The sequence below is a fragment of the Rothia sp. 88186D007BW genome (assembly GCF_053544215.1).
In genome coordinates, this window is sequence record NZ_JBPPTR010000014.1 from 29,438 (window position 1) to 47,420 (window position 17,983).

The window sequence follows — 17,983 nt, forward strand, 5'->3', positions numbered from 1 at the left end:
GCGATTGAAGGATGAGACATGATTTTCATTGTTGTGAAGTTTCAGGTGAAGGACGGCGACCGCGAGGGCTTTTTGGCTGCAACTCGTGAGTTCACTGAGGCTACCCGCGCTGAGCCGGGTAATAAGTGGTACGAGTGGTCTTTGAGCGTGGAGAACCCCAATGAGGTAGTTCTGATTGAGGCTTTTGAGGACGACGCTGCGGAAGCTCATGTGGAGTCTGAGCACTTCGCTCAGGGTATGGAGTCTATCCGTCCTTGGCTAACTGCAACCCCCAAGATTCTTTCTCGTGCCGTTGAGGGCGATGGCTGGGATGAGATGGAAGAGCTGAAGGTTTCTTAGTCTTTTCTTCACGAGCTTTCTGAAGAGAAGGGTGATGGGACCGGCCTCCCCCACTGTCCTCGTTACGGGTGCCACAGGTTTCTTGGGTAAATATGTGGTGCAAGAACTGTTGGATCATGGGTATCGTGTTCTTGCTGCTGGGCGTAACCGGCAGCGGCTAGCTAGTTTGCAGGGCCCTGGTGTTACTACCTTTGCGGGCAGTCTTACTGAGCTTTCTCGCCAGCAGGTGAGCTTTGATGGTGTGGTTCATTGTGCGGCGCTTTCAACCACCTGGGGCAGCCGTGAAGAGTTTTATCTTCATAATGTTCTGGGGTTGCAGCAGGTGGTTGATTTTGCCAAGCGCAGTGGGGCTCAGCGTTTGGTGCATATTTCTTCCCCTAGTATTTATGCCCAGCGTGGGGATCGTTTGAATATTCGTGAGGACGAGTACGATCCGGCTAATACTCTGACCAACTATATTTGGAGTAAGTTGCGCTCTGAGGAGCTCCTTGCGGCGGTTGATTCTCAGGAGCTAGAAACTGTTGTGTTGAGGCCGCGGGGGCTCATGGGTGCTGAGGATCCGAGCATTGTTCCTCGTTTTCTTGCTATTAATGCCAGGTTCGGTGTTCCTCTGGTCAATGAGGGTGCCCATCTGATTGATTTGACCTGTGTGCAGAATGTTGCTCTGGCCTGCCGTCTTGCTATGGAGTCCCCGCAGGCTGTAGGTGGAACCTATAACATTACGAATGGGGAGCCGCGGCCCTTTAAAGAGCTGGTTGATTTTATGTTTGACCGGTTGGGGCAGCCGGTGCGGTATCGCAGGGTCAGTGAGGCTGTACTGTATGGGGGTGCGGCGGCTCTTGAGGGCTTGTACCGTACCTTTAATTGGGTGGCGGAGCCTCCTTTGATGCGGTATAGCGTCTGTACTGTTGCTTATGCCCAGACCCTTGATATTAGTCGTGCCCGTGAGGATCTGGGCTATTGCCCGCAGGTGCCTCTTGATCAGGGGATTGAGAGTTCTGCTGCGGCCCATCGTGGGGTAGGGCCGTCATTTTAGGGGCGGGTGTGGTTTTCTAGGGCTGCGGTGTAGACCGCTAGTAGCTTGTCAGTAAAGTTTGTTTGTTGGGCTCGTTGCCTCTCATCGAGGGTTGCTTGGCTTAGTTTTTGCACCATTTCTGGTGCGGACGCCAGCCGGTTGAGGGTGTGCGCTAGCCCTTGTTCGTGGGGGTTGGGGGTGCAGAGGGCCCCAGCTGGGGGGACGACTTCTGCTAGGTCTGGGTCGCAGTAGATGATGGGTAGGCCGGTGGCTATGGCTTCGAGCATGACCATGGGCTGGTTATCAAAGTCGTGGGAGCTTGAGACGAAGACGTGGTTTTCTTGCATGGCGGTGAGCACTTCGCTCTGCGGTACTCCCCCGTGTACTGTCACTTTTTCTTCTAGCTGGTGGTGGGCTATGAATTCTTTGACCTGGTTGAGGGCCATGCCGTCACCGTACATGTTGACCTGTAGGGGTGCTTTTAGCTGGGTGAGGGCGCCGAGGAAGACCAGGGGGCGTTTTTCTGGGGAGACTCGCCCGCACCACATGATGCGCAGGGGTTCTGTTCCGTCGTACTGCCGGGCTTCTGCGTGGGTGAGGGCCTGGGTGATGGAGGGTTCGATACCGTTGGAGATGATGGTTAGGGGCTTGTAGACCCCTTGTTCTTGGAGTTTGTGGGCAAAGTGGGCTGAGGGGACGATGACCTGGTCGGCGGTGTTGGCTTGAACGACCATGCTACGCCACATGTTACGGGCTGCGCGGGTGCGAGTGTAGGGTTGCCCCGGCTTGATGTGCACCCCTTGGTGGCTCATGGTGCGGTGGTGTAAGCGTTCGTAGATGCTTGTGGTGATGGTGGGTACTGGTAGTACTTTGCTCATGTAAACATCGAGTCTGCCGTGCATGGTTTGCACGAGGGGGATTTTTAGTGTGTGGGCTGCGCGGATTCCGGCGAAGGCTACGAACATTTCTGAGTGCACGTGGATAATGTCAGGTTTGATCTCTTGTAGGGCTGAGAGTGTGGCCTTATAGACTCGGCGCGGCGACCAGGGCAGGGGGTATCCTCCTGGTTTTATGAAGGGGTGGGTGGGTAGGCCGATAATATCTGGGTTGTCGTTGGGTTCGGTGAGGGGGCAGAGCACTGTGACCTGGTGCCCGAGGACTTGGAGTGCTTCTTTTTGGGCTTTGATGGATGTTTGGGCCCCGCCGAGTGTGGGCAGGTAGTAGTCGGTCAACATGGCTATGTGCATGTTTATCATTCTATGTAGATTCTGTGGGTCTAGGCCGGTGGTCTTGACTAGAATGGGTAAGGGGCGTTTTGTGCGTCCTCACTTTTACTGCCTACGACCGGGGAGCCAGATGACTTTGCCGAATGCCGCCCAGGCCCACCACGATGAGCATCTTGATGCTGATCATACGTCGGTTTCGCTTGCTGTTTCTACGGTGATTTTGGCTTTGCGCCGTAAGGAGGGCGAGTCGCATCATTCTCTGTGGCTGCCTCTGGTGCGTCGTTTGCGGGAGCCCTATAAGGGCCAGTGGGCTTTGCCGGGTGGGCCCTTGCACCCTGATTTGTCGCTTGAGGAGGCTGCTGGTTCTACCTTGAAGCGGGCTACTGGCCTGGTTCCGGGCTATTTGGAGCAGCTCTACGCTTTTGGGGATGTGCACCGCACTCCTGACTATAAGATTATGCGTGAGGGCGGGTCTTTGCCGCTCCCTTCTGAAGAAAATACACATGAGCGGGTAGTGTCGGTCATTTATTGGGCTTCTATTCCTCAAACCGAGGTGAATCGTACTCGTGTGCACGAGAATATTCGCTGGTTCCCGGTCGATGAGCTACCTATTTTGGCTTTTGACCATAATGAGATTATTGAGTACGCCCTCTACCGCCTGAAAAATAAGGTGGAGTACTCCCGTATTGCGCATTCTTTTTTGGGTGAGGAGTTCACTCTTGCCCAGTTGCGGGAGGTGTACGAGGCGATTTTGGGTCGGGCTCTTGATCCGGCGAATTTCCGCCGTCAGATTGCGGCGTCTAAATCTATTATTGATACAGGTAAGCGTGTTGAGGGCACCCGTCACCGCCCCCCGCGTCTTTACCGTTACAATCACTCACGTGCTTTTGCGGATCAGGGCCCTTTGGGTATGTACCGCGAAGCTGCTTATAAGGCCGAACAGGGGAAATAATTTTGATGAAGCGTCTTGCGCCCTTAGCTGCAGTTACTCTTCTGGCGTTGACCGCTTGTGGTTCTGGCACAGAGCCAGCCCCAGAAGCGACGACAGCTATCACCTATACCGATGGTATGACTGCCACTGTAGTTTCAGTGAAGTCGGCCAATACTTTTACCGCCAGTTTTGATGGGGTTGAGAAAGAGGTCCGCCTGATTAACACTGCTGCTCCTTCTGAGAATGGTGTGGCACTGTCTAATAATTGTTTGGTGGAAGAGTCCACGTCTTTGCTGGCTGAGAAGTTGCCTGAGGGTAGCCAGGTGACCTTGCATTTTGATGAGTCGCAGCGTGGGGCGACCGGCTATGTTGAGGCTGCGGTCTATGCCGGGGACGCTTTCATTAACCGTGATATGGCGCGGGCTGGGCTAGTTTCTACTACTTTCACTACCGCCACGGATGAGTTCTACGGCGAGGTTTCTCAGGCCCAGCAGGAGGCCGCTCATGAGGGCTTGGGTCTGTACTCAAAGGATGTCGAGTGCACTATTCCTGCCCAGATTCAGCAGCAGAAGGCTCTTGTAGAGGATGCCCGGTCTTGGGAGGTTGATACGTCACCGGAGGCTTCTGCCGAGCAGAGGCAGCGTGAAGCTGAGCGCCAGCGCGTCTACCAGGATGCTTCTCGTTTTTATAGGGAATTGGAGGGCCAGACTAAGGCTCCTGCCCAGTGGGTTGGTTCTATTGTTACCCTCGATGCTCTTGAGAGGCAGCTTGAGGATTTCCGTATGCTTCTGGGTGATGATTTCTACCCTGAGAACGGCACGAGCGTGAACCAGCAGAAGAAGGCTGAGTCGGAGGCTGTTCCGGTTCGCCCTGGTTCTTAGAGTCGTTTTAAATAAGGCCGGGTGCTGGCCGTCCCTCTGTATAAGAGCGGACGCCAGCACCCGGCTTTTTAGCTATGCGCAGGGCGCAAGGGGTTTAGGCTTCGGGGATGACCAGGCCCTTGGTCTGGGATACGGCGCGGTCGAAGCGGGCTGCGACGTCTTCCCAGTTGACGATGTTCCAGAAGGCTTTGACGTAGTCAGCCTTGACGTTCTGGTAGTCCAGGTAGAAGGCGTGTTCCCACATATCCAGCTGTAGGACAGGAATCAGGGCGACGGAGATATTGCCCTGCTGGTCGTAGAGCTGCTCGATGATTAGACGCTTACCGACGGTGTCCCAGGCGAGGATTGCCCAGCCGGAGCCCTGGATGGTGAGGGCTACGTTTTCGAAGTGGGCACGGAAGCCGTCGAAGGAGCCGAAGTCGTTGTCGATGGCTGCTGCTAGTTCGCCAACGGGCTTGTCGCCGCCCTCGGGTGAGAGGTTCTTCCAGAAGACGGAGTGGTTGGTGTGGCCGCCCAGGTTGAAGGCTAGGTCTTTGGAGAGCTTGCCGATGTTAGCGAAGTCGCCCTTTTCGCGGGCTTCTTCCATCTTTTCTAGGGCGGTGTTGGCGCCGCCGACGTAGGTGGCGTGGTGCTTGGAGTGGTGCAGCTCCATGATGCGTGCTGAGATGTGGGGTTCGAGGGCTGCGTAGTCGTAGTCGAGTTCAGGCAGTACGTACTTCTCTGACATGGTCTTTCCTTTCGTTGAAGGCCCTTCTTTGGGTCTTTCTGGGTTTAACTCTACACAGTGGGGTGGGTAAGGCACGAGAAGTTACTTGATAAGTTCCCTTATTTAGCCCTGGGCAAAATAGGTGACACCAGGAAGCGCGGACGCCAGCAGCAGGTTTTCCACAGTTTTCCACTTAAGAGCCAAGAAAGTTATCCACAGGTGGGGATAAATCTGGGGATATTCGAATTACACAGCCGAGGGTTTCGAAGATGTTCGAGAATTCCTAGGGTAAAGCAGGGAAGAACAAGGGCTGGGGTTCGAAAGTACATGGGTGTTGTTCGAAAATAACACCAGTGTCACTTATCCACGGGTGTGGATAAGGCTTGTGGAGAACCCCTCTTGAAGCCCTGGAATCGGGGTTTTTATGCACTTTCTGCCAGCTTTACCCACAGGGTCAAGGGGTTTTCCACCCTTTAAGTGGATATTGTTCACAGACTTATCCACAGGTGGGGATAAAGTGGCAGGTCGCTTCCCCACTGCCCCCAAAGACCCTTGGTAACTAGCTCTACCGCAGAGTCTTAGCCAGGAGCGTCCGCACCACTCTGGGGATAACCCTTGTGGATAAAGAAGAACCCCACCCCCTAGCCGAGGGTGGAGTTCTTATAACCTCTAGGTGAAGCCGGCCTACTACTTTTTAGTCCTCATCAAAAAGTTCGACATTCCGCACAGTGATAACTTCACTGGGCTTATTGCCCAGCACCGACTCGCCAATCTTTGCCAGGGACTTAATCTGACGGTTATTGAGCTGGTCAAAAACAATCTTCCGCACAGCCTCCACGTGACCAGGAGCAGCCTCCTGCACCTTAGCTAGACCACCTGGGAGCAAATGGCAGATGGAGACACGGCGGTCTTTAGCCCAAATGCTGCGCTCTACAAAATTATCTTTCTCTAACCGGGTTACTACGCGGGAGAGACGAGGTAGCAGGGTGTTAGTGTGCCGGGCCAGATCGGTCATAGTCAGCTTGTGCTGGGGAGCTTCTGAGAGCATGGCAAGCACCATATACTCAACGAAGCTCAGATTTGAATCCTTCTGTAGCTGATGTTCTAGCTGCCCAGGCAGATTAAACATGATAGATGAGATAAAGAGCCAGCCTTCACGCTCTTCTTCATTGAGCCAACGGGTTGTATCTTTGACGGCTAGGGGGGATTCTTCGCTCATGGTTCCTCTGGTCAGTACAGGGTGTGTAGGGGATACGGGGGGCATCTACCTAGTCTAAGTTTCTTCTGAAATAGTTTCTGCTTGAGTGTGCTCGTGTTGGTGAGTTTAGGGAAAAATATAGAATATTCTGGGCTAATTTTTACCCTGTGTCTCAAGAGGCACCCCATGAGCCCGGTTGTTAATATAGCCAGCTGCCAAAGATGCACCCCCATCACGTCACCGCCATCCTTACCTTGTTAACCGCCCAGATTTCGGCATTAGCTGAACTTAAGGCGCATAATGGAACCTAAAGCAAGCGAACACACACACTTGACCTAAGGAGAGGCATGTCTGAAGCGCCTCATACGGACCCGCTCTTTTCCCGAGGATCCTACGCAGAAACTAGCCGCATCTCAGAAATTATGCGCAAAGAATCGATAGGCGGTTTCATTCTTCTTGCCGCCACCGTCCTGGCGGTCGTACTGGCTAACACTCAGGCAGCCAGCTTCTATGAAGGCATCAGAGACACCGAGCTTGGGTTCAATATCCCCGGGTTTAGTCACCTGATGATGAATGTTCACCTCTGGGCAGCCGATGGCTTACTGACGGTCTTTTTCTTCCTGACCGGCCTGGAGCTGAAGAAAGAGTTCGCAGTAGGCGATTTGCGTGACCCGGGTAAGGCTATCGTTCCGGTTGCTGCCGCCTTCGGTGGTGCTATGACCCCAGCTATCATCTATTTCGCTATCAATCACGGCAACGAGACAGCCGTTCACGGTTGGGCTATTCCCGCAGCTACCGATATCGCTTTCGCCGTGGCCGTCTTAGCCGGTGTAGGAACCTTCCTGCCTGCGGGTCTACGCACCTTCCTGCTGACCTTGGCTGTTGTCGATGACCTCATCGCCATCGTCATTATTGCCCTCTTTTACACCAGCAACTTCCACGCCTGGTACCTGATTGCCTCTATTCTTCCTATCGGCCTCTATTTCTGGGTGACCCACAAACATGAGAAGCTCTTCCACGATCACAAGTGGGCTGCCTGGGTTATCTTGCTGCCGCTAGGTATCGTCACCTGGGCACTCTTCCTTGAATCTGGTATTCACGCCACCATCGCCGGTGTTATTCTGGGCTTCTGTGTGCCTGTGCACATGACCGGCCAGACTAAGCAGGCTGAGGCCAATGCTTCTTTGGCTGAGACTCTAGAGCACCGCTGGCGCCCGCTGTCCACCGGCATCTGTGTGCCTCTCTTCGCCTTCTTCTCAGCGGGTGTGGCCGTGGGTGGCTGGGAGGGCCTGCGCACCGCCCTGGCTGATTCGGTAGCTATCGGTATTATGGTCGGTCTAGTTATCGGTAAAACTATCGGTATTACCGGTACAACCTGGCTCATTACCCGCTTCCGCGGGGTTAACCTGGACCCCGATATCAAATGGGTGGATGTTATCGGTCTAGCGGTGACCGGTGGTATCGGCTTCACCGTTTCCATGCTGGTTGCTGAGCTCTCTTTCGAGACCGGCTCTATCCACACCGAGGACGCCAAAATCGGTATCATGATTGGCTCTGCTGCCGCCGCTATCTTAGGTGCCACGATTCTCTCAATCCGCAATAAGCACTACAAGCAGGTTGCGCTCAAAGAAACTATCGACGAAAACAAGGACGGCATACCCGACGTCTTTACCGACGATACGCACGCACCCCGCCCCACCGTCTAGCACCCTCACCGAGACAGGTAGACTCAAGGGTTCAGGGAGCTCACTTTTGAGGACGCCGCCGCCCGCCACCTTGCTCTAAGGCAGAGATGGCGAGTGGCGGCGTCCTGGTTTTATCCCACTAATTCGAATGATGTATTTACCCCTTTTGAAGATGCTGCTGTGAGGTCTTGGGGTTGGGTGATTATTGTGGCTGTGGCAGGTCAGGCGTGCCACGATGCGGGGCTTAGCACCGGTCAAACGTATAGAAGAAGGGGCAACACGCCATACGGGGGTAAAAAATTTTTATAGATAGATAAAATTTGTACTACTTGTGGCTGATTTTGTTTGACCTTGCCAGACCCAAATTAGGGGGCAATAAACCCCACCTGCCTGCCCTTTATCCCCTTTTATGCCTACAGAATCTCAGGTTTTGCAAAGGTTGAGCTGGCATACTTGGTGTAGTAGGCCTGGAAGAGTTTGGGCTGACAGGCCTGCGATTCAGAGTATGAGTGTGTTTCAAATTTATCGTCTCTGATAGCTGCCCGCAGGGGTGTGGGCAGTAAAACTGAAGTGGAGGCGAGCCCCCTGGGAAGGGCTCGGCTCCACTTTTCTTTTACCCCTTTCTTTGAGTCCCAGTACAGTAGATACGAAACACTCGTCTTGACAAGGAGAGCCCATGGCTGTTGATTCGCAGCACACCCAGATTAAAGAGACTGCTTTTGCGCTGGCCCGCAAGTTTGGTTGGGCTCTGGAGTATAACGGCGGGCTAGAACTTGACGGGGAGTTCCTTGACGATGCTGACCTATCTATAGAGCGCACCGAGGACGGCCTGCAGGTAGAGTATGTGCTCAATATCAGCTACGCCGATTCCACCGCCTACGGGTACACGTTCACTCGGGAGTCTGCCAGCGCACCAGTCTCTACCTTTGGGGTGGGCGCTTTTGGTCAGGACGCAGGCGGGCAGGCGCCTGCCGCCAGCAGCCTGGGTGCGGGGGCTAGTTTTGGGTTGGGGTCTTTTGCTACAGAGGGTTTACCGGGTGAGAATGCTGTGACCTTAGCTGAGAAGTATTACATCACCACTCTTGCTGAGCTGATTGAGGCGGCGGAGGAGAAGCTAACCACTCTGGCTCTCTAGAAAAGGTTTTCATCCTGTGCGTGCCTTCTAGGCATCGCACCATCCAAAAGGTAAGGTTACTTAAAATTCCTTTGATTCCAGGAAGGTTGCCATGGCTGACTTTACCTACACCGCCGTTTACCCCTACGATGAAGACACTGTGCGTACCTGGTTTTTGCGCCCGGGCGCCCTGACTCGGGCGACTCCTCACTGGGCTGGCTCCGTCACCGAAGAGGGCAATCCGAACGATCTGGGAAGTACCGCTCGTACCAGGGTGGCCCTGCCGCTGACCTCGGGTCTACTGACCCTACCCTGGACGGCCCGCCATACCCGGGCGTCCGCAGATTCCTTCACTGATGAAATGGTCCGCGGCCCCTTTTCTTCCTGGGAGCACACCCACGATTTTCTGTCGACGCCGGGCGATACGGTGGTGCGCGACAGTATTACCTTCACAGCTCTTCCCACGCTGCCCGCACCCGCGGAAAAGGTAGGAGCTGCGGCTGAACGGCTTGCTCGGGCAGCGGCTCAAAAGCAGCTAGAGAAAGTTTTTGCCGCCCGCAAGCGCCGAATCGGTGCTGATCTTGATTTTCAGCAGCGCTATGAAAGTGCCCCCCCTGACGGTAGTGGTTGCGGGCGCGTCCGGCATGGTGGGGCACCAAGTGGTTGCCCTGTTGACCGGGGGCGGGCATAGGGTGCGCACGCTGGTGCGCCGCGCACCCGAGGCTGAGCACGAGTTCCGTTGGGATCCGTCTGCTGGTGAGGTTGATACCGCTGCTTTTGAGGGTGCGGACGCCGTAATTCATCTGGGCGGGGCCAGCATCAACCAACGCTTTACCGAGGAGAATAAGAAGAAGATTCTTACCTCCCGTGTTGAGTCCACGACTCTGCTGGCGACTACCCTGGCCAACCTGGTGCGGCAGAGGGGTGCGGACGCCGCCCCGCGCGTTTTTGTCTGCGCTTCTGCGGTGGGTTTCTACGGCTCTGACCGGGGCCAAGAGATACTCACCGAGGATCAGGACGCCGGGAGCGGCTTCCTGGCGCAGGTATGCCAGGCGTGGGAGGCAGCCTGCCAACCTGCTCGTGAGGCTGGACTTCGAGTAGTTAACGTGCGCACCGGCCTGGTGCAGTCTGCCCTGGATGGTATGTTGTGCCTGCAGCTTCCGGCTTTCTTGAGCGGGACCGGTGGTTGGATTGGTTCGGGTGAGCAGGTGCAGAGCTGGATTAGCCTGGATGATATTGCCGGTATCTATGTGCATGCGGTGCTTACCGAGAAGCTGGAGGGGCCGGTCAACGCGGTGGCTCCCACGCCGGTAACGGCGAAGACCCTGGCAAAGACGGTGGGTAGGGTGCTGCGCCGCCCCGTCCTGCTCCCTATTCCGTCCGCTGTGCCTGCCTTACCCCTGGGGCGGGAGGGAGTTCGTGAGTTGGCGCTAGCTAGTCAGCGGGCCAGCGCCGATAAGCTTCTGGCCAGTGGCTATGTTTTCTTTGAGCCGGAGCTCGAATCTGCCCTGGCTCATGAGCTCACACAATAGGGCGTATTATTGTTCACCGAAATATCACCCTAATACGTCAGCGAAGCGGCACTGAGCGGGATATTCTATTGAGTGATACACATCATTCATTCACGAGCGAAAGCTAAACATGCACTCTTCTCTCTCACGCCGTTTAGCTGGTTTAGCGACCAGTGGCGCAACCCTTCTTGCCCTCGTTATTGTTCCTATGCCCAGTGCTGGTGCAGCTGACACCACCACCTTGACTCTGCTGAACATTAACGACTTTCACGGTCGTATCTCTACTAGCACTGCGATGGGTCTAGCTAACACTATTCAGACCGAGCGCGCGGCAGCTGATGGTTCTTTGCTGCTGTCTGCTGGTGATAATGTGGGCGCTTCCCTCTATGCTTCTAGTGTGCAGAAGGATCAGCCCACCCTGGATTACCTGAATGCCCTGGGCCTTTCTGCTAGTGCGGTGGGTAATCATGAGTTCGATGCGGGTATAAATGATTTGCTGAACCGTATTATCCCTGCTTCTTCTTTCACTTACTTGGGTGCTAACGTCCTTAAGACTGACGGCACCCCCGCCCTGGAGCCCTACTACACCACTGAGGTCAATGGCACCACGGTGGCTGTGATTGGTGCTGTCACCACTGAGACTCCGCAGCTCACTGACCCCTCAGCGCTGGCGTCCGTGCAGTTTACCGACCCTATTGAGGCTGTGAATATGTACGCCGACCAGCTCTCTGACGGCGATGTGAGTAACGGTGAGGCTGATGTGATTATCGCTGAGTACCACGAGGGTGTAGACACCTCAGCTCCTGCTTCTGATGCGATTATCACCCAGACCAGTGCCGAGGTTGATGCTATCTTTACCGGCCACACTCACCAAGAGTATGTGATTGATGGTGCTGTGCCTGGCCAGGCAGGCAAGACTCGCCCCGTGATTCAGACCGGCAACTACGGCGATAACTTGGGCAAGGTTGTGCTGACCTTGGATGCTGAGCAGAATGTGATCGCCTATTCTTCTGAGCTGGTTAAGCGCATGGACGCCCCAACCGCCGAGCAGATTGCAGCTGACCCTGTGCTGGCGCAGGTTAACACCATCGTTACTGAGGCTAACGCCTACGCTACTGAGCAGGGTTCTGTGATTGCAGGCCAGGTCAGTGCCCCTATCACCACTGGGTTTAACTCCGCTAAGGATGCCCAGGGCGGCTTTGATATGCGCAACTATGAGTCCACCATGGGTCACCTGGTGGCAGATATGTACCTGGCGGCTGCTAACTCTACCGGCCGCACCCCTGCCGATATCGGCATCGTTAACCCCGGTGGCCTGCGCGATGAGCTGCCCGGGGGCCTACGCACCTCGCTGGGGTTGGCGGTTAACAAGAATGTGCGCGTCATGGACGTCGTCAATGTGACCCCCTTCGCCAACAACCTCTGGACGACCGAGCTGACCGGTGCCCAGCTCAAGGCTGTGCTTGAAGAGCAGTGGCAGCGCAATTCAGCAGGTGAGATGGCTACCCGCCCTTACCTGCAGCTAGGGTTCTCTTCTAACGTCACCTACACCTACACTGGTTCCCCCGATGCTGAGGGGTATGCAACTCGCGGTTCTAACGTGCTCGATGTGTATGCGAACGGCACAAAGGTTGAGGACGCCGATACCTACACCGTCGCTGTCCCCAGCTTCTTGCTAGGTGGCGGCGACAACTTTAGCACCCTCGCTCAGGGCGCTAACGCTAAGGACACCACCCTGGTCGATTCAGATGCTTTCGTTTCTTACGTCAAGCAAGCTGGCACCCTTGAACCTAACTTCGCCAAGCAGGCTGTGCGCGTAACAGACCTTGCTGAGAGCTACGATGTGAACGGCACTCTTACCTTCACCCTCTCTGACCTGAATGTTCGCAGCTACGGCGCACCTGCTCTGACTGAGCTGAAGATTGCCGTGGGCGGCCTTGAGGTTGGCACCGTCGCTGTTGCTGAGGACGGCAGCGCGGCAGTTTCCCTGAATCTGGCAGGTAGGGGCATCACCAATGGCGCCCACGACATCGTGCTGACTGATGCGACTGGTGTGGCTGGTACTACCGTCCGCCTCTCAGCCAACTTCACCGGTGCGGTTGCCGAACCCACCTCTGCCCCCTCTGAAGAACCCACTCCCGCTCCTTCTGAAGAGCCGACTGTAGCTCCCAGCCAAGAGCCCACCGTTGCTCCCTCTCATGAGCCGACCGCTGAGCCCACCACCGAGCCGACCGTAGCTCCTAGCTCCGAGAGCACTGTTGTTGCACCTGCCCCCTCAGCTACCGCTTTTGAGTACGAGAACTGCGCCGCCGTGTGGGATGACTTGGGTCGCTCCATCAAGTCCGACGAGGCAGGCTTCCACCAGGGCCTGGACGCCGATAAGGACGGCGTAGGGTGCGAGCAGGACCCCAACTACACCAACAAGGCTGAGGACGGCAGCGCCATCAAGTCCTCTACCTCTTCTTCGGGTAGCAGCTCCTCCGGCAACCTGGCTAACACCGGTTTCACCGCCTCTATGATTGCTGGCGCGGGCGCCCTGACCCTGTTTGCCGGTGGCGCTGCCCTGGTAGCTAACCGCCGCCGCAAGGCCTAGAAGTTTACACCGCAGGCTCCACGCCCTAGAACGGTGAACACCTAGTCTGCCCTCACGAAGGGACCAGATTACTCCGCATTGTATGTGTTGTGTACAAGGACTATCGGAGTAATCTGGTCCCTTCTCTTTCTTCTGCCCACTACCATGGACACTATGCCCCTCGATTACCTTTCCACCCCCGCCCTATCGCCTACACGCACACTTGCCGCGGGCGTCCTCACCGCCGAGCAGACGGGAACCCAGCTCAGCCTCTTCGGCTGGTTCTTCTACCCCCTGCTCTTTCTCGCAATGGGCCTGGCTATCTTCTGCGTGCTCACCGTGCATCGCCAGCCTCACCTGAGTGAGACGCAGAAGCTCAAGTGGCTGCTCTTCACCCTCTTTATCCCCATCGTGGGCCCCCTCGCCTACTGGCTGCGCATGCGCTCTGACCGGCGCGAGCACACCGAAGGCACAACCGCTCACTCTGAGAGCGAACCGGCGGCGCAGTAGGTAGCGCAAGAAGCGGGCAGGCGTAGAGTGAAAGGTGACAGCACCACCTCATTCAGGAGACTCTATGCCTATCACCGTCAAAGCCCTGCAAAAATTTGGCCCCGACCAGCCCTTCAAGATCACCGAAATCGAGCGCCGTGACCCCCGCGAAGACGATGTGGTCATTAAAATCGAGGCAGCCGGTATCTGCCATTCTGACATCCACACCATCCGTAACGAGTGGGGTGAGGCCCACTTCCCCCTGGCTGTAGGTCATGAAATTGCGGGTACGGTTGAGGCTGTTGGCTCTGCCGTCACCAAGTTCAAGGTGGGCGACCGTGTGGGTGTTGGCTGCCTGGTCAACTCCTGCGGCAAGTGCGAGCAGTGCGCCGCCGGGTTCGAGAACAACTGCCTGAACGGGGCGGTGGGCACCTACAATTCCAAGGACGTGGACGGCACCATCACCCAGGGTGGCTACTCCCAGAAGGTCACCGTCAATGAGCGCTTCGTTCTGCGTATTCCCGACGCCCTGGACTTCGACGTGGCAGCACCCCTGCTCTGCGCCGGCATCACCACCTACTCACCCCTGGCCCGCTGGGGCGTTAAGCCCGGCATGAAGGTTGCCATCTTGGGCCTGGGCGGTCTGGGGCACATGGGCGTGCAGATTGCCGCCGCCATGGGCGCCGAGGTCACCGTGCTCTCCCGCAGCCTGAAGAAGGCGGACGCTGCCGCCAAGCTGGGTGCCGCCCGCACCCTGGCTACCACCGACGAGGGTTTCTTCACCGAACACCGCGGTGAGTTCGACCTGATCCTCAACACCATCTCTGCCCCCATCGACCTGGATTCTTACCTGGGCCTACTTAAGCCCCGCGGTATCCTCTCGGTGGTGGGCCTCCCCCCGGAGGCCCTGGAGATTCATATGAACCGCCTAATTGGGGGCGGCAAGGTACTCACCGGCAACAACATCGGCGGTATTCCCGAAACCCAGGAAATGCTGGACTTCTGCGCCGAGCACGGCATCGGCGCTGTGATTGAGAAAATCGGCGTGGACGAGGTTGATGCCGCCTATGAGCGTGTTGTGGACGGTGATGTGCAGTTCCGCGTGGTTATCGACACCGCAACCTTCGACAGCGCTGAGGTCAGCGCCTAGCCAACCACCGGCGTCCTGATCTGGAGGTAGCTCAGACCCCGCCCGCCAAAGTGTGCGCGGGGTCTTAGCCTGCCTAGGGCCGCCGGGCAGTATTCTTAGGAACAAGACAACCTTTCATTCCCGAGGAGATTTCTATGGCCGGTGGTTTAGCGGCTCTCTTAGATGACGTAGCGGCTCTTGCCAAGCTGGCAGCTGCAAGCGCGGACGACGTGGCGGCAGCAGCTGGCCGCGCCAGCGTGAAGGCAGCCGGTGTGGTGGTGGACGACGCCGCCGTCACCCCGCAGTACGTGCGCAATATTGAACCCAAGCGCGAACTGCCCATCATCAAGAAAATTGCGATGGGCTCCCTGCGGAACAAGCTGCTCTTTATTCTTCCTGCAGCCCTGCTGCTGAGCCAGTACCTGCCCTGGATGCTCACCCCCCTGCTCATGCTGGGCGGCACCTACCTCTGCTTTGAGGGTGCCGAAAAGGTCATCGAGATGTTCTCGAAGAAGGAGCACGCCGAGGAAGAAACCCCCGCCGTAGTGCAGGGTGAGGACGCCGAGAAGAAAATCATCTCGGGGGCTGTGCGCACTGACTTCATTCTGAGCGCCGAGATCATGGTAATTGCCCTGAACGAGGTTGCTTCTGAGGGTTTCTGGTCGCGGGCTGTCATTCTGGCCGTGGTGGGTATCGGTATTACCGTGCTGGTCTACGGGGCTGTTGGCCTGCTGGTCAAGATGGATGACATCGGCCTGGCGATGGCTCAGCGTGAATCTGCCGGGGCGCAGAAGTTTGGTCTGGGCCTGGTGAAGGCTATGCCCGTGGTCATGAACGTTATTTCTGTGGTGGGTACTTTCGCCATGCTCTGGGTGGGTGGCCATATTATTCTGCTGGGCCTCTACGATATGCACTGGTGGGAGGCTCCCTACCAGTTCGTGCACCACCTTGAGGAGTACGGCCACCACCTGCCCGCCCTGGGCGGAGTAGCAGCCTGGCTGATCAATACCTTCTGCTCTATGGTGATTGGCCTGATCTGGGGCGGCATTATTGCCGCTGTGGTTCACTTCCTGCCCGGCAAGAAGCACCACTAGGCTTTGTAGCTCCTCGTGGAGGGGTTCTGCAGGCTCAGGCTCGCTCCTATGGCCCCCTCCCCTAGTTTGTACCGTGCCCTGCCCGCTTTTGACGCTAAAAGTGGGCAGGGCACGGTACATTTCAAAAGCAACTGTGGCACTGACCGCCAAATGTGGCGCTGGCACCGCCACATTTGGCGGCTGTCGGCACATATACCTTCTGGCCAGTGCCGGGGAGGCGATCAAGAGTGCCTGCACCCACCGTGGCGCCCAGCTGCCGGGCAAACGCGCATCACAGAAGCGCCACAGCCCCATTTTCAGGCACGAAAAACCCGCTCCCCCTAGCTCTCACTAGGGGAAACGGGTTTTTCTTCTCTGTGCGCAAGGGGGGACTTGAACCCCCACGATCTTGCGATCACTGGCACCTGAAGCCAGCGCGTCTGCCAATTCCGCCACTTGCGCATTATTCATTTTTTATCGTTGCTGAATGAGCAACGAAGATAACTATACACACACCTCCAAGAAGATGTCCAACCGCTCTTAAGTGTCCTCAACCACACACAAGCCTATAAGGCACCTAAAACTGGCGCGCGGGCGTCCGCGCACCACCCTAGAACCCGTGAGATAGCAGGGCTTTACCAGGTTTTCCCGGGGAGTTTTTACGGTTATCCACTAGACTAGAAGCTTAGGCTGTGCGCACACCCTGCGCAGCGAATCAGCTCGAGCACCCGCAGAACACGGCGCGGTGCGCCCGTAGTTTTGTGTTGAAGGAGGCAAGCATGGGGTTCATCGACAGACTTGAACAGGGCCTAGAAAAGGCCGTGCGTGGCACCTTCAGCAAGGGCGGCACTTTTGAGCCGGTAGATATTGCCAACCGGCTCCGCACCGAGATGGACAACAAGGCATTCTCCGTCTCGTCCGGGCGTACCATCGCCCCCAATAACTTCACCGCCGAATTTTCTGCCAGTGACTTTTCCCGGGCCCAGCAGTGGGGTGTGCCCCTGGCTGAAGAGCTCTGCGACGTGGTCATCCGCCACGCCCGCGACCAGGGCTACTCCCTGCGCGGGGCGGTGCGCGTGACCTTCTCGCTCAACAACGAGCTTGAACCGGGCAGCTTCGACATCACCAGCGCGGTGAAGAAGATGCAGGCCCCTCAGGACGAACCCGCCCCGGCACCTGCCCCTCAGGCAGCGCCTGCCCACCCGGCGTCCGCCCAGCAGCAGCTCCCCACGCGCATCACCCGCCCGGCAGCGCCACCGCGCACCGAGCCGGTGCCCGCCCACCAGCTACCGCAGTCTCGCCGCCCTGCCCCCACCCCCCAGGTGGTGCTCGACATCAACGGCGAGCGCGTTGTGGTGCGCGATTTGCCGGTCACCCTGGGGCGTGGCTCCAGCGCAGATATCACCGTTGAAGATACGGGTGTCTCACGCCGCCACCTCGATATTGTGGAGCAAGATGGCACCTACCTGGCGGTTGATTTGGGGTCCACGAACGGTTCTTACCTCGACGGTAAGCGCCTGCACGGCCGGGCTGAGCTGCGTAACGGTTCTGTGATTGAGATGGGCCGGGCCCGTATTGTTTTCCGTCTGATGGTTCGTAAGGGGTAGCTTGTGGCATCTGAAATTACCGTGACGGTTTTGCGTTTTGCCTTTTTGGGCCTGCTGTGGCTGTTTATTTTTATGGTTCTTGCCGCGTCGCGCCGCGACCTGGGTGTGGGGCGTAATATCCGCACTGCGCGGGCTCAGTTTGAGGACGCCGCTGTTGATGCGCCGGTTGCTCCTGCGACTCCCGCCCACCCGGCGCCGGCGGCTGCTCCTCCGGCGCGTCCGTCTCTGCTGACGATTGTGGACGGTACCCAGGCCGGGGCTACCATGCGCCTGGGTGATAGCCCGGTGACGATTGGCCGCGCCACCGATATTGAGGTGTCTTTGCAGGACGACTACGCTTCGGGCCGTCATGCCCGTCTTTTCCCGCAGGGGTCGCGCTGGTTCCTTGAAGATATGGGGTCAACCAACGGCACTTTTGTGGGTGATACCCGCCTGACCCGTGCTACTCCGATTGAGGCTGGCCAGCTCTTTAGGGTTGGCCGCACCACCATGCAGCTGAAAGCCTAG

General features: G+C 57.0%; 17 protein-coding genes and 1 tRNA gene. 14 read left to right on the forward strand and 4 right to left on the reverse strand.

The window, feature by feature from the left end; all coding sequences use genetic code 11:
- Positions 1 to 18 precede the first annotated feature (18 nt).
- Positions 19 to 339 carry a putative quinol monooxygenase gene (locus ACEE09_RS08450; protein ID WP_449083812.1) on the forward strand — a complete coding sequence of 107 codons (321 nt, stop codon included), beginning with the start codon at positions 19 to 21 and terminating at the stop codon, positions 337 to 339.
- 34 nt (positions 340 to 373) lie between these two features.
- Positions 374 to 1,375: an NAD-dependent epimerase/dehydratase family protein gene (locus tag ACEE09_RS08455; protein WP_449083814.1), complete on the forward strand. Its 1,002-nt coding sequence runs from the start codon at positions 374 to 376 to the stop codon at positions 1,373 to 1,375.
- Here ACEE09_RS08455 and ACEE09_RS08460 read toward each other — a convergent pair.
- On the reverse strand, positions 1,372 to 2,601 hold the full coding sequence (locus ACEE09_RS08460) for a glycosyltransferase (RefSeq protein ID WP_449083816.1): 1,230 nt from the start codon (positions 2,599 to 2,601) through the stop codon (positions 1,372 to 1,374). The two genes, ACEE09_RS08455 and ACEE09_RS08460, sit on opposite strands and share 4 nt — an antisense overlap.
- Positions 2,602 to 2,710: 109 nt before the next feature.
- Here ACEE09_RS08460 and ACEE09_RS08465 point away from each other — a divergent pair, with 109 nt between their 5' ends.
- Both ACEE09_RS08465 and ACEE09_RS08470 read left to right on the forward strand, forming a co-directional pair.
- Positions 2,711 to 3,532: an NUDIX hydrolase gene (locus ACEE09_RS08465; RefSeq protein ID WP_449083818.1), complete on the forward strand. Its 822-nt coding sequence runs from the start codon at positions 2,711 to 2,713 to the stop codon at positions 3,530 to 3,532.
- A gap of 5 nt (positions 3,533 to 3,537) precedes the next feature.
- Positions 3,538 to 4,392 carry a thermonuclease family protein gene (locus tag ACEE09_RS08470; RefSeq protein ID WP_449083820.1) on the forward strand — a complete coding sequence of 285 codons (855 nt, stop codon included), beginning with the start codon at positions 3,538 to 3,540 and terminating at the stop codon, positions 4,390 to 4,392.
- A 94-nt stretch (positions 4,393 to 4,486) separates the two neighbouring features.
- Here the strand turns inward: ACEE09_RS08470 and ACEE09_RS08475 are convergent, their stop codons facing one another.
- Together ACEE09_RS08475 and ACEE09_RS08480 are read right to left on the reverse strand one after the other, a co-directional pair.
- Positions 4,487 to 5,119 (reverse strand): superoxide dismutase, encoded by a 633-nt coding sequence (locus ACEE09_RS08475; RefSeq protein WP_449083822.1) that lies wholly within the window; start codon positions 5,117 to 5,119, stop codon positions 4,487 to 4,489.
- 673 nt (positions 5,120 to 5,792) lie between these two features.
- Positions 5,793 to 6,317, reverse strand: coding sequence for a MarR family winged helix-turn-helix transcriptional regulator (locus ACEE09_RS08480; RefSeq protein ID WP_449083824.1), 525 nt, complete (start codon positions 6,315 to 6,317; stop codon positions 5,793 to 5,795).
- 326 nt (positions 6,318 to 6,643) lie between these two features.
- Here ACEE09_RS08480 and nhaA point away from each other — a divergent pair, with 326 nt between their 5' ends.
- The 8 genes from nhaA to ACEE09_RS08520 all read left to right on the forward strand — a co-directional run bounded on the left by nhaA (position 6,644) and on the right by ACEE09_RS08520 (position 15,890).
- A complete protein-coding gene (gene nhaA, locus ACEE09_RS08485; RefSeq protein WP_449083825.1) occupies positions 6,644 to 8,002 on the forward strand; it encodes a Na+/H+ antiporter NhaA in 1,359 nt (452 codons plus the stop codon).
- Between the two features lie 655 nt (positions 8,003 to 8,657).
- Positions 8,658 to 9,116, forward strand: coding sequence for a hypothetical protein (locus ACEE09_RS08490; protein ID WP_449083827.1), 459 nt, complete (start codon positions 8,658 to 8,660; stop codon positions 9,114 to 9,116).
- A gap of 91 nt (positions 9,117 to 9,207) precedes the next feature.
- The gene (locus tag ACEE09_RS08495; RefSeq protein ID WP_449083829.1) at positions 9,208 to 9,786 is read left to right on the forward strand and encodes an SRPBCC family protein; all 579 of its coding nucleotides are present in this window, start codon (positions 9,208 to 9,210) and stop codon (positions 9,784 to 9,786) included.
- Positions 9,740 to 10,627 (forward strand): TIGR01777 family oxidoreductase, encoded by an 888-nt coding sequence (locus tag ACEE09_RS08500; RefSeq protein ID WP_449083863.1) that lies wholly within the window; start codon positions 9,740 to 9,742, stop codon positions 10,625 to 10,627. The genes ACEE09_RS08495 and ACEE09_RS08500 overlap by 47 nt, the downstream gene beginning before the upstream one ends.
- A 109-nt stretch (positions 10,628 to 10,736) precedes the next feature.
- Complete coding sequence (locus ACEE09_RS08505) at positions 10,737 to 13,199, forward strand: 5'-nucleotidase C-terminal domain-containing protein (protein WP_449083830.1); 2,463 nt, start codon at positions 10,737 to 10,739, stop codon at positions 13,197 to 13,199.
- A 153-nt stretch (positions 13,200 to 13,352) separates the two neighbouring features.
- Complete coding sequence (locus ACEE09_RS08510; protein WP_449083832.1) at positions 13,353 to 13,688, forward strand: PLD nuclease N-terminal domain-containing protein; 336 nt, start codon at positions 13,353 to 13,355, stop codon at positions 13,686 to 13,688.
- A 64-nt stretch (positions 13,689 to 13,752) separates the two neighbouring features.
- Positions 13,753 to 14,817: an NAD(P)-dependent alcohol dehydrogenase gene (locus tag ACEE09_RS08515; protein ID WP_449083834.1), complete on the forward strand. Its 1,065-nt coding sequence runs from the start codon at positions 13,753 to 13,755 to the stop codon at positions 14,815 to 14,817.
- Between the two features lie 134 nt (positions 14,818 to 14,951).
- Positions 14,952 to 15,890 (forward strand): DUF808 domain-containing protein, encoded by a 939-nt coding sequence (locus ACEE09_RS08520; RefSeq protein WP_449083836.1) that lies wholly within the window; start codon positions 14,952 to 14,954, stop codon positions 15,888 to 15,890.
- 357 nt (positions 15,891 to 16,247) lie between these two features.
- Here ACEE09_RS08520 and ACEE09_RS08525 read toward each other — a convergent pair.
- Positions 16,248 to 16,331, reverse strand: a tRNA-Leu gene (locus ACEE09_RS08525).
- Between the two features lie 317 nt (positions 16,332 to 16,648).
- On the opposite strand from ACEE09_RS08525, the gene ACEE09_RS08530 reads away from it, so the two are divergent.
- Together ACEE09_RS08530 and ACEE09_RS08535 are read left to right on the forward strand one after the other, a co-directional pair.
- Positions 16,649 to 17,476 carry an FhaA domain-containing protein gene (locus tag ACEE09_RS08530; protein ID WP_237186426.1) on the forward strand — a complete coding sequence of 276 codons (828 nt, stop codon included), beginning with the start codon at positions 16,649 to 16,651 and terminating at the stop codon, positions 17,474 to 17,476.
- A 3-nt stretch (positions 17,477 to 17,479) separates the two neighbouring features.
- Complete coding sequence (locus tag ACEE09_RS08535) at positions 17,480 to 17,983, forward strand: FHA domain-containing protein FhaB/FipA (protein WP_185173720.1); 504 nt, start codon at positions 17,480 to 17,482, stop codon at positions 17,981 to 17,983.

Coding starts and splice junctions, on each gene's coding strand:
- ACEE09_RS08450 (WP_449083812.1), top strand. CDS start 19: ATGATTTTCATTGTTGTGAAGTTTCAGGTGAAGGACGGCGACCGCGAG.
- ACEE09_RS08455 (WP_449083814.1), top strand. CDS start 374: ATGGGACCGGCCTCCCCCACTGTCCTCGTTACGGGTGCCACAGGTTTC.
- ACEE09_RS08460 (WP_449083816.1), bottom strand. CDS start 2,601: ATGCACATAGCCATGTTGACCGACTACTACCTGCCCACACTCGGCGGG.
- ACEE09_RS08465 (WP_449083818.1), top strand. CDS start 2,711: ATGACTTTGCCGAATGCCGCCCAGGCCCACCACGATGAGCATCTTGAT.
- ACEE09_RS08470 (WP_449083820.1), top strand. CDS start 3,538: ATGAAGCGTCTTGCGCCCTTAGCTGCAGTTACTCTTCTGGCGTTGACC.
- ACEE09_RS08475 (WP_449083822.1), bottom strand. CDS start 5,119: ATGTCAGAGAAGTACGTACTGCCTGAACTCGACTACGACTACGCAGCC.
- ACEE09_RS08480 (WP_449083824.1), bottom strand. CDS start 6,317: ATGAGCGAAGAATCCCCCCTAGCCGTCAAAGATACAACCCGTTGGCTC.
- nhaA (WP_449083825.1), top strand. CDS start 6,644: ATGTCTGAAGCGCCTCATACGGACCCGCTCTTTTCCCGAGGATCCTAC.
- ACEE09_RS08490 (WP_449083827.1), top strand. CDS start 8,658: ATGGCTGTTGATTCGCAGCACACCCAGATTAAAGAGACTGCTTTTGCG.
- ACEE09_RS08495 (WP_449083829.1), top strand. CDS start 9,208: ATGGCTGACTTTACCTACACCGCCGTTTACCCCTACGATGAAGACACT.
- ACEE09_RS08500 (WP_449083863.1), top strand. CDS start 9,740: ATGGTGGGGCACCAAGTGGTTGCCCTGTTGACCGGGGGCGGGCATAGG.
- ACEE09_RS08505 (WP_449083830.1), top strand. CDS start 10,737: ATGCACTCTTCTCTCTCACGCCGTTTAGCTGGTTTAGCGACCAGTGGC.
- ACEE09_RS08510 (WP_449083832.1), top strand. CDS start 13,353: ATGCCCCTCGATTACCTTTCCACCCCCGCCCTATCGCCTACACGCACA.
- ACEE09_RS08515 (WP_449083834.1), top strand. CDS start 13,753: ATGCCTATCACCGTCAAAGCCCTGCAAAAATTTGGCCCCGACCAGCCC.
- ACEE09_RS08520 (WP_449083836.1), top strand. CDS start 14,952: ATGGCCGGTGGTTTAGCGGCTCTCTTAGATGACGTAGCGGCTCTTGCC.
- ACEE09_RS08530 (WP_237186426.1), top strand. CDS start 16,649: ATGGGGTTCATCGACAGACTTGAACAGGGCCTAGAAAAGGCCGTGCGT.